We start from the raw sequence: 14,263 nt of genomic DNA, 5'->3' as shown, positions 1-14,263 counted from the left end.
GGTCTGGAGCCGTAGCCGACATACTTGATGCGCGAAATGAAACGTCCGTACCAGGCGTGGTTACTGGGTACGACCGGTGGCATTTTTTAAAAGTTCAGAGAAATTCACCCCGCATAGGGAAAAGAACACAAGGCTCTAAATCGGGAACTTTGGCGGTGCGAGGCGGTATTACCAAGCTTTTTTATGCTGGGAAACACGCCATTTTTGAAGGGGATCACAACTCCTTTGGGGGCGACCTGTGGCGAGGGGGCTTGCCCCCGTCGGGCTGCGAAGCGGCCCCAAAATCTCTATGTGCCAAAGATCTTGTGAGTGCTACGCACTCAAACGGGGGCGAGCCCCTCGCCACAGGGCTCCCACAGTTTTATATCGGCTTGATCAGTGTTTTTGCTTGTCGCTACCGGCCGATAAATCGTGCAAATGACGCCGGGACAAAGCGAGAAAACGCGGTGTAGGACCGACGTCTTCGTACAGCGGATCACCTTCTTCGTCTGTGGCCACAACGGTCGAGCCTTTCACGTAGGGAAAGCTTTTCTCGAGCTCTTCCAGGGCGGCGCCGATCAGTTCACCCAAAAGCTCTTCGGGTTGGCGTTTGGGATACATGTCAGTAATGGCCGCCAGCCGTGCGGCGGCTTCCACGTCCAGATGAATCGTGTAGCCCGTCTCGGTCAGACGACCCTTGGCATTTTCTTCCCAATGCTGGGCAAGCTCGCGAATTTTCATAGTGACCTCAATGCGTTCCTGCTCGTGGCAGGCCGTGTCAGTGACCGGCAGTGGCCGGCGAAAGCCTTTGTGTAGCTCTCTCTTCAGACTAGCTTCTGCGCACGGAGTTTAAAGTCGATTCGTCGTTTGCTTGTAAGAACGGCTTTACGGCGGCACTCTTGGGGCCAAAGCATGATGTTCATGGCCGCCCGGATTTTTGCTGGAGAACTGCTGATGACCGATATTGATGCACGCTTGCGCGAAGACGTTCACCTGCTGGGTGAGCTGCTGGGCAACACCATTCGTGACCAGTACGGGGACGGTTTTCTCGACAAGATCGAGCAGATCCGCAAGGGCGCCAAGGCCGACCGCCGTGGTTCGATGGACGCGGAACTGAGCGCCAGCCTCAATCAATTGAGCGAAGACGAGTTGCTGCCGGTGGCGCGGGCGTTCAACCAGTTTCTCAACCTGGCCAACATCGCCGAGCAATATCAGCTGATTCACCGCCGCGAAGCCTCGCAGCCTGCACCGTTCGAGGCGCGCGTGTTGCCGGAACTGCTTGCTCGCTTGCGCGCAGAAGGCCACAGCGCCGACGCCCTGGCCCGGCAATTGGGGCGGTTGGAGATCGAGCTGGTGCTGACCGCGCACCCGACCGAAGTCGCGCGCCGCACGCTGATCCAGAAGTACGACGCGATTGCCGCGCAACTGGCTGCGCAAGACCATCGCGACCTGACCCCGGCCGAACGCGAGCAGATCCAGGCGAAATTGCAGCGCCTGATCGCCGAAGCCTGGCACACCGAAGAAATCCGCCGCACCCGCCCGACGCCGGTGGACGAAGCCAAGTGGGGCTTCGCGGTGATCGAACATTCGCTGTGGCAGGCCATCCCCAATTACCTGCGCAAGGCCGATAAAGCCCTGCATGACGCCACTGGCCTGCGCTTGCCACTGCAGGCCGCACCGATTCGTTTCGCCTCGTGGATGGGCGGCGACCGCGACGGCAACCCCAACGTGACCGCTAGCGTCACCCGTGAAGTGTTGCTGCTGGCGCGCTGGATGGCCGCCGATTTGTACGTGCGCGATGTCGATCAACTGGCGGCCGAATTGTCGATGCAACAAGCCAGCGAGGCATTAATAGCCAAGGCCGGGGACAGTGCTGAACCGTATCGCGCCGTACTTAAACAGCTGCGCGAACGCCTGCGCGCGACGCGTAACTGGGCGCATGCATCCTTGACCAAAACTACCCCGGCACCGGCCGATGTGCTGCAAAACAACCGCGACCTGCTGGATCCGCTGGAGCTGTGCTACCACTCGTTGCATGAGTGCGGCATGGGCGTGATCGCCGACGGCCCGTTGCTCGATTGCCTGCGTCGTGCGGTGACCTTCGGCCTGTTCCTGGTGCGCCTCGATGTGCGTCAGGATTCATCGCGGCATACCGCGGCCATGACCGAAATCACCGATTACCTGGGTCTCGGTCGCTACGAAGACTGGAGCGAGGACGAGCGCATCGCCTTCCTGATGCGCGAGCTGAACAGCCGTCGGCCCTTGCTGCCGACGTATTTCAAGCCCTCGGCCGACACCGCCGAAGTGCTCGCAACCTGTCGGGAAATCGCCGCCGCGCCCGGAGCATCGCTCGGTTCGTATGTGATCTCCATGGCCGGTGCCGCCTCCGACGTGCTCGCCGTGCAACTGCTGCTCAAAGAGGCTGGCGTGCTGCGGCCGATGCGTGTGGTGCCGCTGTTCGAAACTCTTGCAGACCTCGATAACGCCGGCCCGGTGATCGAAAAGCTGTTGCTGCTGCCGGGCTATCGTTCGCGCTTGCAAGGCCCCCAAGAAGTGATGATCGGCTACTCCGACTCGGCCAAGGACGCAGGCACGACGGCGGCGGCCTGGGCGCAGTATCGGGCGCAGGAACGCTTGGTCGACATCTGCCGCGAGCAGCAAGTGGAGCTGCTGTTGTTCCATGGTCGCGGTGGCACCGTGGGGCGTGGCGGCGGTCCGGCGCACGCGGCGATTCTGTCGCAGCCGCCAGGTTCGGTCGCTGGGCGATTCCGCACGACCGAGCAAGGGGAAATGATTCGTTTCAAATTCGGCCTACCGGACATCGCGGAGCAAAACCTCAATCTGTACCTGGCCGCGGTGTTGGAAGCGACCTTGCTGCCTCCGCCGCCACCGGAGCCTGCCTGGCGTCATTTGATGGACGAATTGGCCGCCGATGGCGTCAAGGCGTACCGCGCCGTGGTGCGTGAGAACCCGCAATTTGTCGAGTATTTCCGCCAGTCCACGCCGGAACAGGAACTGGGGCGCTTGCCGCTGGGCAGTCGTCCGGCCAAGCGCCGCGCCGGCGGGATAGAAAGCCTGCGCGCCATTCCGTGGATCTTCGGCTGGACCCAGACACGCCTGATGTTGCCGGCCTGGTTGGGCTGGGAAGCCGCGTTGAGCAAGGCGCTGGAACGTGGTGAAGGCGAGTTGTTGGGGCAGATGCGCGAGCAATGGCCGTTCTTCCGCACCCGCATCGACATGCTGGAAATGGTCTTGGCCAAAGCTGACGCGGATATCGCCCGATCCTACGATGAGCGCTTGGTCGAGCCGGATTTGCTTCCTTTAGGTGTGCATTTACGCGACCTATTGTCGCAGGCGTGCGCCGTGGTCCTGGGGTTGACTGGTCAGTCGCAGCTACTGGCACATAGCCCAGACACCCTCGAATTCATCCGCTTGCGCAACACCTACCTCGACCCGCTTCATCTATTGCAGGCGGAGTTGCTGGCCCGTTCTCGACAACAGGACATGGCCCAAGGCAGCCCGGTAGAACAGGCGTTGCTGGTGTCTGTGGCGGGGATTGCCGCCGGTTTGCGCAATACCGGCTAAGGTTTTTTGCCGTGGAGCGAGGCACTTGGCGCAGGTGTCGGGTGCCTATGGGCAAGTGCCTGAAAAGGTCGATCAGGCGACAGTTAATGATGGGGTTGCGACTTGGTGCACTGCACCGAAACGCCACATAAGGTGGTGGTTTCTCCGACTTTCGGCGGCTTGTGTGGGCAGGAGCTGCTGTGTATCTTGATCAGCCTTTGGCCGTTTGGGCGGCCACGACCCTATTTTGAGATTGGCCCCACGAGGCGAATCTGACGTTATCCATATAAAAATTGAGGAGCACATCGATGCGCGTCATTCTGCTGGGAGCTCCCGGGGCCGGTAAAGGTACTCAGGCACAGTTCATCACCGAGAAATTCGGCATTCCGCAAATCTCCACCGGCGACATGTTGCGTGCAGCCGTCAAGGCCGGCACCGAGCTGGGCCTGATCGCCAAGAGCGTCATGGACAGCGGTGGCCTGGTATCCGATGACCTGATCATCAACCTGGTCAAGGAACGCATCAGCCAGGCCGATTGCGCGAACGGTTTCCTGTTCGACGGTTTCCCGCGCACCATTCCTCAGGCTGAAGCCCTGGTGAAGGCCGGCGTCGAGCTGGACCACGTGTTGGAAATCGACGTTAAAGACGAAGACATCGTCCAGCGTATCGCCGGTCGTCGTGTTCACGAGGCCAGCGGTCGCGTGTACCACATCGTCTACAACCCGCCGAAAACTGCCGGTAAAGACGACATCACCGGTGATGATCTGGTACAGCGCAAAGACGACACCGAAGAAACCGTGCGTCATCGCCTGTCGGTCTACCACGCCCAGACCGAGCCTCTGGTGAAGTTTTACCAGGAGCTGTCAGCCGCTCAAGGCAAACCGAAGTACAGCCACGTCGAAGGTGTTGGCTCGGTTGAAGCGATCACCGGCAAAGTGCTTGAAGCACTGAGCTAATCAAACGCTTCATCTTCTACGGCCCGCTTGCGGGCCGTAGTTGTTTATACTGGCGCACTTTTTCTGACCTCTCTTACGGAAACATCGATGAGCACCTTGCTGGCCCTGGACACCGCGACTGAAGCTTGCTCCGTTGCCTTGCTGCATGACGGCAAAGTCACGAGCCATTACGAGGTGATCCCGCGCCTGCATGCACAGAAGTTGTTGCCGATGATTCAGCAATTGCTCGCCGATGCCGGGACCACCCTCCAAGCGGTCGATGCTATTGCCTTCGGGCGTGGGCCGGGCGCATTTACCGGTGTGCGGATCGCCATCGGTGTGGTGCAAGGCTTGGCGTTTGCCCTGGATCGTCCGGTATTGCCGGTGTCGAACCTTGCGGTGCTGGCGCAACGGGCGTATCGCGAACACGGCGTGAGCCAAGTAGCGGCCGCTATCGATGCACGGATGGATGAAGTGTATTGGGGCTGCTACCGCGAGACAGCAGGTGAGATGCGCCTGGCGGGCAAGGAAGCCGTGTTGCCTCCGGAAGTGGCGGCGTTGCCGGCGGATGCCAGTGGCGAGTGGTTTGGCGCGGGCACGGGTTGGGGCTATGCCGAGCGCATTGCCGTGAACCTGACCGGGCACGACGCGGGCATGTTGCCGCATGCCGAAGACCTTCTGACACTGGCGCGTTTTGCCTGGGAGCGCGGTGAGGCGATTGTCGCGGATGAGGCGCAGCCGGTTTATCTGCGCGATAAAGTGGCGACGCCGAAAGCGCGTTAATCCACAGAGCTTTTGTGGCGAGGGGGCTTGCCCCCGTTCGGCTGCGTAGCAGTCGCAAACCTGCCGACTCGGTGTGACTGATGAAATCTTGGGGTCGCTTCGCAACCCAACGGGGCGGTGCGGCGTTCCGACAGGCCCCCTCACCACAAAGTATTCCAAACCAGCCAATCGTCAATTTATAACCCCGGCTTTTAAACCTTTTCCAGATTCTGTGTTCTAGTTATCACCGAGCGGTTTGCGAAGTGGGTAATGCGCCACTAGACTGCCATCACTGATACCGGACATGTACTCATGCGTATAGACGGCGTTTCCTCTCACTCATATCCCATCAAGCGCAATCCTCGCAAAGGCCCTGTGGCGGAAGACGACTACGTCGATATCGACGGTGAGCTGGAAACCCCTTCCGAAGAGCAAATGGCCGCCCGTGCTGCCAAAGCCTCTGCGCAGCGCCTGAGCAATCTCCCCGCACGCCAACAAGACATGATCTACCAGCGCGCCATGAGCAAAAGCGTCGCCACGGCACTCGCCAGCTACCTGAGCACGGCGGGTTTTGTCGATTGGGATACGGATGTGCTGGGCCTCGACTTGTACATCTGATGCGGCTGCCTTACTACCTCGGCTGCCCATCCTGGAGTGAAAACGCCTGGCGCGATTACCTTTATCCGCCAGACGCGAAACCCTCCGAATTTCTAAATTTCTATACCCAAATATTCAACGCCGTAGAAGGCAATACGACCTTCTACGCGAGCCCGGCTGCTGCGACGGTGCAGCGTTGGGCCGAAGCCATGCCCGAGCACTTTCGTTTCACCGCCAAATTCCCCGGTGACATCAGCCATGGCGGTGACCTGCGCGAGCAACTGACTGCCGCCGAAACCTTCGTGCAATTGCTCAGCCCCTTGGGCGAGCGGGTTTCGCCGTTGTGGCTGCAATTGTCGAAAAGCTTCACGCCGCAACGTTTGCCCGAACTGGCCGCTTTCATCGATTTGCTGGAGCAGCCGTTGGCCGTCGAGGTGCGCCACGATGCGTTTTTTGCCAAGGGCGATGCCGAGCGAATGCTCAATCGTCTGCTGCTGGATCGCGGCGTCGAGCGCATTTGCCTCGATCCGCGTGCGCTGTTCAGTTGCACGTCTACTGATCCGTCAGTGCTTCACGCTCAATCGAAAAAGCCCAAAGTGCCACCGCGCCCGGCCGCGTTCACCCAGTGCCCGCAAGTGCGTTTCATCGGCCATCCCCACTTGGAAGCCAACGATTCGTTTTTGCTGCCGTGGGTCGAGAAAATCGCCGCATGGATCGAAGAGGGCCGCACGCCCTACATCTTCCTGCACACCGCCGACAACCTGCTGGCCGCCAAACTGGCGCAACGTTTTCACGCACAACTGATGCTGCGTTTGCCTGGCCTGCCGCCGCTGCCTGAGCTATACAGAAAGCCCGCAGCGGAGCAACTTGGCCTGCTCTAAGACGGATTCGTCCCCTTTACAGGAGCCTGCCAATGGATGCGCAAACCCTTCGAGCCCAAGCGTTCAAAGCTCTGCACGAACGCGCCGGCGCTTTTGTCATTCCAAATCCGTGGGATGCCGGCTCGGCGAAGATGCTCGCCAGCCTGGGTTTCGAGGCGCTGGCGACCACCAGCGCCGGTTACGCCTTTTCCAATGCGCGCCCCGACGGCGCGATGACCCTGGACGATACGCTGGCGAATGTTCGTGCGATTGTCGCTGCGACGGATCTGCCAGTAGCGGTGGATCTGGAAAACGGTTTTGCCGACGATCCTGCCGAGTGCGCCCAAAGCATTTTGCGCGCAGCCGAGGCCGGTGCTGTCGGCGGCTCTATCGAAGATGCCACGGGCCGTGAAGCGGCGCCGATCTACTGCTTCGAACATGCCGTGGCGCGCGTTGAAGCCGCGGTGGCGGCGGCGCGCAGTTTGCCATTCCCTTTCATGCTGACAGCGCGTGCCGAGAATTTTCTACACGGCAATCCCGATCTCGCCGACACCATTCGCCGCTTGCAGGCGTTCGCCGAGGCGGGGGCCGACGTGCTTTATGCGCCGGGGCTGCGCAGTGCTGAAGAAGTGTTGGCGGTGGTCCGTGCCGTGGCGCCCAAACCGGTCAATGTGTTGATGTCCGGCGGGCTCAAGCTCACGGTCGAGCAGTTGAGCGAAATGGGCGTCAAACGCGTCAGCGTCGGTTCGGCTCTGGCCCTGGCAGCGTATGGCGAGTTTTACCGCGCGGCCGAAGAAATCAAAACCTCGGGCACCTTCGGGTTTACCTCGCGATCCATGCCGTACGCGAAAGCCAATCAACTGTTCAAAGGCTGAAAATGCGGTTTCGGTGGTGGCTATTGCTGATGCTGTTGATCATCGGCGCGTCGGGCATGAGTGTCTGGCGTGGCTGGATCTCCCTGCCACCGCAGTGGAACCCATGGGCGCCACTCGACGTGAAAGCAGAACCGAACTTGCTGACTCGCTACAAGTTGATGCGTTTGCGCGATGACCCGCTGTTGTGTGATCAGGCCTTGAGCAGTTCCGGATTGCGCGTAACCCGCCAGGCCGACAGCCTCGACGCCACGTGCCCGCTGATCAACGCCTTGCGTGTGCAGGGTGGTGAGATAGCGCTGAGCAGTACCTTCCTCGCCAGCTGCCGCCTCGCGGTGTCGTTCGCGTTGTTTGATCGACATGTCCTGCAACCCACGGCGCAGTCGGTCTATGGGCAGGCGATAACGCGGGTCGATCATCTCGGCAGCTTTGCCTGTCGTAACGTTTACAACCGCGACAACGGCAGACTCAGTCAGCATGCGTCGGCTAATGCCCTGGACATTGCCGGTTTCCGTCTGGCAGACGGCCGAACCGTCAGCGTGCTCAAGGATTGGCCCAAAACCAATCAGGACGCACGGTTTCTACGCCAGGTCCGCGACGGTGCGTGCGAGATGTTCAGTGTGGTGTTGAGCCCGGATTACAACGCCGCCCATCACAATCATTTTCATGTGGATGTCGGGCCGTGGTGGGTATGTCGCTGATGGCCTGTTATTGAAGGTCAGGCGGCGATGCGCAGGTTTTGCAGAACGATCGGACGCGCCCAGCCGTTATCGAAGTCGAATTGTTTCTGTTGTTCCACCAGCTCTCGGGCGGAGAACGGCGGGAAGGGTTTGTCCAGCAGGTCCATTTCGAATTCGGCGATCGGCAGGTGCAACGGCCGCGGTTGCGGTGCCGGGCCGGCTTCTGGCACGAGTTGACCGGCAGTGAGCACGATCGGGCGGACCCAGCCGCTTTCGAAGTCCTGTTGTTTCTGCTGAGCGACGATTTCTTCCGGCGGGAACGGCGGGGCCGGTTTATCGGCCAGGTCCATTTCGAACTCGGCAATCGGCAAAAACAGCGGCTCGGGCGGTCGAACCAGGGTTTCGGTCACGTTGCATTCGCGCTGGGAGACAATGTGCGCCAGCAGTTCGCTGCCAACCATCGGTTCGACCGGGCTGTCGAGATCGACCGGCGGAAACTTGAGCGACTCCGGTACCCCATCACCCGGCTGATCGGCCAGTGCCCGGGCAAAAAAATCTTGCCACAGGTGACTGACACCGCCCAGCGCCTGGGTGTTTCGCAGGTTGTAATCGCCGTAGGGCGAGATAAAACCTGTGATTGTGGGTTGAAAGTCTGACATTTCTCTCGGTCGACGCTCAGCTCTGGCAAAATGCCCGTTAGTTTTGTTATCGGCCGTTTTTGCCGATCATTAATTTTTTGAGCGTGTTTTCCGATGACTGATCAACCGGCGGTTTGCCGCATCCATGTCGAGGCCCTGGCCACGACCTTTCAGCCACAAGCCGAGCAATGGGCCGAGCGCCTGGGCTTGCCGCTGCAGGTGGATGACGGCGAGTTTGCCTTGCAGGTCGGCGAGCAGGGTTTGCAGTTGCAACAGCTCGGGGCGGATGCGCCAGGGCCGGTGCGGGTGGACTTCGTCGAAGGCGGAGCGGCGCATCGCCGGTTGTTCGGTGGCGGCACGGGGCAGATGATCGCCAAGGCCGTTGGCATCGCGCAGGGCGTGCGTCCGCGTGTTCTGGATGCCACGGCGGGGTTGGGCAAGGATGCGTTCGTGCTGGCGAGCCTGGGATGCGAGATGAGCCTGATCGAGCGTCAGCCGCTGATCGGTGCCTTGCTCGAGGATGGCCTGGCGCGCGGCGCGGAGGATTTCGACGTGGCACCCATCGTGGCGAGGATGAAATTACTCAAGGGCAACTCAATCGAGGTGATGCGTAATTGGGAAGGCGAGCCGCCGCAGGTGATCTATCTCGACCCGATGTTTCCCCATCGTGAGAAAACCGCGTTGGTGAAGAAGGAAATGCGCCTGTTCCGGCCATTGGTGGGCGATGACCCGGATGCGCCGGCATTGCTGGAAGCCGCATTGGCGTTGGCCAGTCACCGAGTTGTAGTGAAGCGGCCGCGCAAGGCACCGTGCATTGCCGGGCCCAAGCCGAGTCATGCGCTGGATGGCAAATCCAGCCGGTATGACATTTACCCCAAGAAAGCGCTGAAGCCTTAAGACCGAGTTGCCTGCTTCGCGAGCAAGCCCGCTCTCACATTCAACCGCATTCCCATGAGGGGACTCGATCAAATGTGGGAGCGGGCTTGCTCGCGAAGGGGCCAGACCAGTAAACCCATTTCTATCAGGCTGTCTGTGGCCGATAAGCCCGCATAAACAATGTCACCACTTCCCGCACATGTTCCTCGGCAGCATCCCCGACCACCGGCCCACCGCAGCCATACAGCAATCGAAAATTGCCCCCACCCTTGAGCAGGCAGAAGAAATGCTCAGCCGCATTACGCGGTTTATCAATGCTCAACGCACCGCTTTGATCAACCTGAGTCAGCAGCCGCTCCATGCCATCCAGCATGCGTTGCGGCCCGGCCTCGAAGAAGATCAGCGAGAGTTTCGGGTCCTGGCTGCCGAGGGTGATCATCAGGCGGTGCAGGTTCACCGATTCGTCGCTGTTGATCAGCTGATGAAAGCCATGCGCGATGTTCAGCAGCACGGTTTCTACCGCCACCCCGTCCGCCAGCTCGAAAAACAGCGGCGGCAGTTGCTCTTCGCACTTGGCCATCACGGCGGCGGAAAACAGCGTCTCCTTGTCGTTGAAGTGGCTGTAGACGGTCAGTTTGGACACGCCAGCCTCAGCCGCCACGGCATCCATGCTGGTGTTCGCGTAACCCTTGCTCACAAACAGAATTTTCGCCGCATCGAGGATGGCCTGACGCTTGGCCAGATCCTTGGGGCGGCCTGGACCGCTGGGTGCTGAAAGTTTGTTCGACATATTTCGCTTTAATACTGGACTGGTGAGTTTGCTATTAATACCATACTGGTCAGTATAATTATTCCGAGCATCATTAGCGAAAGGTCGTTCACCATGTTCCGCTATGTCTTGTCCCTCGCGTTGCCAGTCAGCCTGGCGTTTTTGTTGACTGCGTGTGGTCACGAAGAGGCGCCTCAAGTCACCATTCGCCCGGCCATGGTAGTGCAGCCAGAGCCTTCGGCGCAGGCGATGGAAAGTTATCCGGGGGAAGTGCGGGCGCGTTACGAGCCGGATCTGGCGTTTCGCATTGGCGGCAAAGTCAGCCGACGACTGGTCGACGAAGGGCAGCGAGTCAAGGCTGACCAGCCTCTGGCGGAACTTGATCCCCAAGATGTACGCCTGCAACTGGAAGCCACCCGCGCCCAAGTCGCTGCCGCTGAGGCCAACCTGAGCCTGGTACGCGCCGAGCGGGATCGCTACAAGACCCTGATGGACCGGCAGATGGTCAGCCGTTCGCAGTACGACAACACCGAAAACCTGTATCGCTCCGGTGAAGCACGCCTCAAGCAAATCAAAGCCGAATTCAATGTCTCGACCAATCAGGCGAGCTACGCGGTGCTGCGCGCGCCTCAGGATGGCGTGGTGGCCAAGCGGGCCGTGGAAGTCGGGCAAGTGGTGGCAGCCGGGCAAACCGTGTTCATCATCGCCACCGATGGTGAACGTGAAGTGTTGATCAGCCTGCCGGAACAAAGCTTTGGCCGCTTCAAGATCGGTCAGCCGGTGTCGGTAGAACTCTGGACCCAACCGGATCAGCGCTTTGCCGGACGCATCCGCGAACTGTCGCCCGCCGCCGATCCGAAATCGCGCACCTTCGCTGCTCGCATTGCGTTCACCGCCGGCAAAGTCCCGGCGGAACTCGGCCAAAGCGCCCGGGTGTTCATCCAGACCGCAGAAACCATCGCGCTGTCGGTGCCTTTATCGGCCGTTACGGCAGAAAACGGTGCGACCTACGTTTGGGTGCTCGGCGCCCACAACACCCTGAAAAAAGCCCCGGTCCGCATCGGCGCGTTCGGCGAGAAAACCGTGCCGGTGCTCGAAGGGCTGAACGCCAGCGACTGGGTCGTGGCCGCTGGTGTCCATGTGCTGCATGACGGGCAGCAAGTGCGTCCGGTGGATCGCGCCAACCGCGTGGTCAAACTGGCGGACAAGGAGTAATTCCCGATGGGTTTCAATCTTTCCGAATGGGCGTTGCGTAATCGCCAGATCGTACTGTTCCTGATGCTCTTGCTGTCTGTAGTCGGCGCACTTTCCTACACCAAGCTCGGCCAAAGCGAAGATCCACCGTTTACTTTCAGGGCGATGGTGATTCGCACCAACTGGCCGGGGGCCACGGCTCAGGAAGTGTCGCGGCAGGTCACCGAGCGCATCGAAAAGAAACTGATGGAAACCGGCGAGTACGAGCGCGTTGTCTCGTTCTCGCGCCCGGGTGAATCTCAAGTGACGTTTATCGCGCGCGAAGCCATGCCCCCGGCGAGCATTCCCGAACTCTGGTATCAGCTCCGCAAGAAGGTCAGCGACATCCGTCACACCTTGCCACCAGGGATTCAGGGGCMGTTTTTCAACGATGAATTTGGCACCACATTCGGCAATATCTACGCCCTGACCGGCGACGGTTTTGATTACGCGATACTGAAAGACTACGCCGACCGCATCCAGATCCAGCTGCAACGGGTCAAGGATGTGGGCAAGGTCGACCTGCTCGGGTTGCAGGACGAGAAGATCTGGATCGAACTGTCCAACGTCAAGCTCGCCACCCTTGGCTTGCCGTTGGCCGCCGTGCAGCAGGCGCTTGAAGAACAGAACGCGGTGTCGACGGCTGGTTTCTTCGAGACCACCAGCGAGCGATTGCAGCTAAGGGTCTCGGGGAATTTTCAGACCGTCGATGAGATCGAGAACTTTCCGATTCGCGTCGGTGATCGCACCTTCCGCATTTCCGATGTGGCTGATGTTCGCCGTGGTTTCAACGATCCTCCCGCACCGCGTATGCGCTTCATGGCTGAAAACGCGATCGGTCTGGCCGTCGCGATGAAGGCCGGTGGCGACATTCTGGTCTTGGGCAAGGCACTGGAAATCGAGTTCGACCGTATCCAGAACAACCTGCCGGCTGGTATGCAATTGCGCAAGGTATCGGACCAGCCCGCTGCGGTGAAAACCGGGGTCGGCGAATTCGTACAGGTGCTCGTAGAAGCCCTGGCGATTGTGTTGCTGGTGAGCTTCTTCTCACTCGGCGTACRCACCGGCATGGTGGTGGCGCTGGCGATTCCGCTGGTATTGGCAATGACCTTTGCCAGCATGTATTACCTGGGGATCGGCCTACACAAGATTTCCCTCGGTGCGTTGGTGCTGGCRCTGGGCTTGCTGGTGGACGACGCGATCATCGCCGTGGAAATGATGGCGATCAAAATGGAGCAGGGTTTCGACCGAGTGAAGGCCGCGAGTTACGCCTGGACCAGCACGGCGTTCCCGATGCTCACCGGTACTCTGATCACGGCCGCCGGGTTCCTGCCGATTGCCACCGCGCAATCGAGCACCGGCGAATACACCCGTTCGATCTTTCAGGTGGTGACCATCGCGTTGCTGGCCTCGTGGGTGGCGGCGGTGGTTTTTGTGCCGTATCTGGGGGAAAAACTCCTGCCGGATCTGGCGAAGATTCATGCCGCCAAACATGGCACGGGTCAGCCTGACCCTTACGGCACACCGTTCTATCAACGTGTCAGGCGTCTGGTGGAGTGGTGTGTGCGACGACGCAAAACGGTGATCGTGCTGACGATCCTGATGTTTATTGCCTCGGTGGCGATGTTCCGCTTCGTGCCGCAGCAATTCTTCCCTGCGTCGGGCCGGCTGGAACTGATGACCGATTTGAAACTGGCCGAAGGCGCATCCCTGAGCAACACCGCCGATGAAGTCAAACGCCTCGAAAGCTTGCTCAAGGATCGCGCCGGTATTGACAATTACGTGGCCTATGTCGGCACCGGTTCACCGCGCTTTTACCTGCCGCTGGATCAGCAACTGCCAGCCGCGAGCTTCGCGCAGGTGGTGGTCCTGGCCAAGAGCATCGAAGATCGAGAAACCCTGCGCACCTGGCTGATCGAGACCCTCAACGAACAATTCCCGACCTTGCGTGGGCGGGTCACGCGTTTGGAAAACGGGCCGCCGGTGGGTTATCCGGTGCAGTTCCGGGTGACCGGTGAGCACATCGACGAAGTTCGTGCACTGGCCCGTAAAGTGGCGGCCAAGGTTCGCGAGAATCCCTATGTAGTCAATGTGCACCTGGACTGGGAAGAGCCGAGCAAAGTGGTGTATCTGAACGTCGATCAGGACCGCGCCCGCGCGCTTGGCGTGAGCACGGCGAACCTGTCGAAGTTCCTGCAAAGCTCGCTGACCGGTTCCAGCGTCAGCCAGTACCGCGAAGACAACGAGTTGATCGAAATTTTGTTGCGCGGCACCGTGCATGAACGCACCGAACTGTCGTTGCTGCCAAGCCTGGCCGTGCCTACCGACAACGGCCGCAGCGTTGCGTTGTCGCAGATTGCGACGCTGGAATACGGCTTCGAGGAAGGCATCATCTGGCACCGTAATCGCTTGCCGAACGTAACCATCCGCGCCGACATCTATGGCAAGGAACAACCGGCAACGCTGGTGAAACAGATCATGCCGACGCTCGATCCGAT

General features: G+C 60.1%; 13 protein-coding genes. 10 read left to right on the top strand and 3 right to left on the bottom strand.

What is annotated here, in order from left to right:
* Positions 1–375 precede the first annotated feature (375 nt).
* Positions 376–720, bottom strand: a complete 345-nt coding sequence (locus AC1DRJ_RS10275; protein ID WP_007948314.1) for a hypothetical protein — start codon at positions 718–720, stop codon at positions 376–378.
* Between the two features lie 213 nt (positions 721–933).
* Between AC1DRJ_RS10275 and ppc the strand changes: the two genes are divergently transcribed.
* The 7 genes from ppc (at position 934) to AC1DRJ_RS10240 (ending at position 8,270) form a co-directional block, all read left to right on the top strand.
* Positions 934–3,564, top strand: coding sequence for a phosphoenolpyruvate carboxylase (ppc, locus tag AC1DRJ_RS10270; protein WP_477802042.1), 2,631 nt, complete (start codon positions 934–936; stop codon positions 3,562–3,564).
* 287 nt (positions 3,565–3,851) lie between these two features.
* Entirely contained in the window at positions 3,852–4,499 is a 648-nt protein-coding gene (gene adk, locus AC1DRJ_RS10265) for an adenylate kinase (protein WP_477802041.1), read from the top strand.
* 87 nt (positions 4,500–4,586) lie between these two features.
* Positions 4,587–5,261: a tRNA (adenosine(37)-N6)-threonylcarbamoyltransferase complex dimerization subunit type 1 TsaB gene (gene tsaB, locus AC1DRJ_RS10260; protein WP_477802040.1), complete on the top strand. Its 675-nt coding sequence runs from the start codon at positions 4,587–4,589 to the stop codon at positions 5,259–5,261.
* 291 nt (positions 5,262–5,552) lie between these two features.
* Positions 5,553–5,858 carry a hypothetical protein gene (locus AC1DRJ_RS10255; RefSeq protein WP_477802039.1) on the top strand — a complete coding sequence of 102 codons (306 nt, stop codon included), beginning with the start codon at positions 5,553–5,555 and terminating at the stop codon, positions 5,856–5,858.
* Positions 5,858–6,718: a DUF72 domain-containing protein gene (locus AC1DRJ_RS10250; RefSeq protein WP_477802038.1), complete on the top strand. Its 861-nt coding sequence runs from the start codon at positions 5,858–5,860 to the stop codon at positions 6,716–6,718. Before AC1DRJ_RS10255 ends, AC1DRJ_RS10250 begins: the two co-directional genes overlap by 1 nt.
* Positions 6,719–6,750: 32 nt before the next feature.
* The gene (locus AC1DRJ_RS10245) at positions 6,751–7,572 is read left to right on the top strand and encodes an isocitrate lyase/PEP mutase family protein (RefSeq protein WP_477802037.1); all 822 of its coding nucleotides are present in this window, start codon (positions 6,751–6,753) and stop codon (positions 7,570–7,572) included.
* Between the two features lie 2 nt (positions 7,573–7,574).
* Positions 7,575–8,270: an extensin-like domain-containing protein gene (locus tag AC1DRJ_RS10240; RefSeq protein WP_477802036.1), complete on the top strand. Its 696-nt coding sequence runs from the start codon at positions 7,575–7,577 to the stop codon at positions 8,268–8,270.
* Positions 8,271–8,287: 17 nt separating this feature from the next.
* On the opposite strand, the gene AC1DRJ_RS10235 is transcribed toward AC1DRJ_RS10240, so the two are convergent.
* Positions 8,288–8,908 (bottom strand): energy transducer TonB, encoded by a 621-nt coding sequence (locus AC1DRJ_RS10235; protein ID WP_477802035.1) that lies wholly within the window; start codon positions 8,906–8,908, stop codon positions 8,288–8,290.
* A 93-nt stretch (positions 8,909–9,001) separates the two neighbouring features.
* Here AC1DRJ_RS10235 and AC1DRJ_RS10230 point away from each other — a divergent pair, with 93 nt between their 5' ends.
* The gene (locus AC1DRJ_RS10230) at positions 9,002–9,784 is read left to right on the top strand and encodes a class I SAM-dependent methyltransferase (protein ID WP_477802034.1); all 783 of its coding nucleotides are present in this window, start codon (positions 9,002–9,004) and stop codon (positions 9,782–9,784) included.
* 124 nt (positions 9,785–9,908) lie between these two features.
* Here AC1DRJ_RS10230 and AC1DRJ_RS10225 read toward each other — a convergent pair whose 3' ends face one another.
* Positions 9,909–10,553 carry a TetR/AcrR family transcriptional regulator gene (locus tag AC1DRJ_RS10225; protein WP_477802033.1) on the bottom strand — a complete coding sequence of 215 codons (645 nt, stop codon included), beginning with the start codon at positions 10,551–10,553 and terminating at the stop codon, positions 9,909–9,911.
* Positions 10,554–10,646: 93 nt separating this feature from the next.
* Between AC1DRJ_RS10225 and AC1DRJ_RS10220 the strand changes: the two genes are divergently transcribed.
* Both AC1DRJ_RS10220 and AC1DRJ_RS10215 read left to right on the top strand, forming a co-directional pair.
* Positions 10,647–11,747: an efflux RND transporter periplasmic adaptor subunit gene (locus AC1DRJ_RS10220; protein ID WP_477802032.1), complete on the top strand. Its 1,101-nt coding sequence runs from the start codon at positions 10,647–10,649 to the stop codon at positions 11,745–11,747.
* A gap of 6 nt (positions 11,748–11,753) precedes the next feature.
* The coding region (locus AC1DRJ_RS10215; RefSeq protein ID WP_477802031.1) for an efflux RND transporter permease subunit at positions 11,754–14,263 on the top strand (2,510 nt) is incomplete at its 3' end.

The sequence above is a fragment of the Pseudomonas sp. P5_B2 genome (assembly GCF_056400445.1).
Note: the sequence above shows the minus strand (reverse complement) of the source record. Positions and strands in the feature narration are given on the sequence as shown.

Bases quoted from the DNA above. Each gene is read 5' to 3' on its own strand.
- AC1DRJ_RS10275 (WP_007948314.1), bottom strand. From the start codon at position 720: ATGAAAATTCGCGAGCTTGCCCAGCATTGGGAAGAAAATGCCAAGGGT.
- ppc (WP_477802042.1), top strand. From the start codon at position 934: ATGACCGATATTGATGCACGCTTGCGCGAAGACGTTCACCTGCTGGGT.
- adk (WP_477802041.1), top strand. From the start codon at position 3,852: ATGCGCGTCATTCTGCTGGGAGCTCCCGGGGCCGGTAAAGGTACTCAG.
- tsaB (WP_477802040.1), top strand. From the start codon at position 4,587: ATGAGCACCTTGCTGGCCCTGGACACCGCGACTGAAGCTTGCTCCGTT.
- AC1DRJ_RS10255 (WP_477802039.1), top strand. From the start codon at position 5,553: ATGCGTATAGACGGCGTTTCCTCTCACTCATATCCCATCAAGCGCAAT.
- AC1DRJ_RS10250 (WP_477802038.1), top strand. From the start codon at position 5,858: ATGCGGCTGCCTTACTACCTCGGCTGCCCATCCTGGAGTGAAAACGCC.
- AC1DRJ_RS10245 (WP_477802037.1), top strand. From the start codon at position 6,751: ATGGATGCGCAAACCCTTCGAGCCCAAGCGTTCAAAGCTCTGCACGAA.
- AC1DRJ_RS10240 (WP_477802036.1), top strand. From the start codon at position 7,575: ATGCGGTTTCGGTGGTGGCTATTGCTGATGCTGTTGATCATCGGCGCG.
- AC1DRJ_RS10235 (WP_477802035.1), bottom strand. From the start codon at position 8,908: ATGTCAGACTTTCAACCCACAATCACAGGTTTTATCTCGCCCTACGGC.
- AC1DRJ_RS10230 (WP_477802034.1), top strand. From the start codon at position 9,002: ATGACTGATCAACCGGCGGTTTGCCGCATCCATGTCGAGGCCCTGGCC.
- AC1DRJ_RS10225 (WP_477802033.1), bottom strand. From the start codon at position 10,553: ATGTCGAACAAACTTTCAGCACCCAGCGGTCCAGGCCGCCCCAAGGAT.
- AC1DRJ_RS10220 (WP_477802032.1), top strand. From the start codon at position 10,647: ATGTTCCGCTATGTCTTGTCCCTCGCGTTGCCAGTCAGCCTGGCGTTT.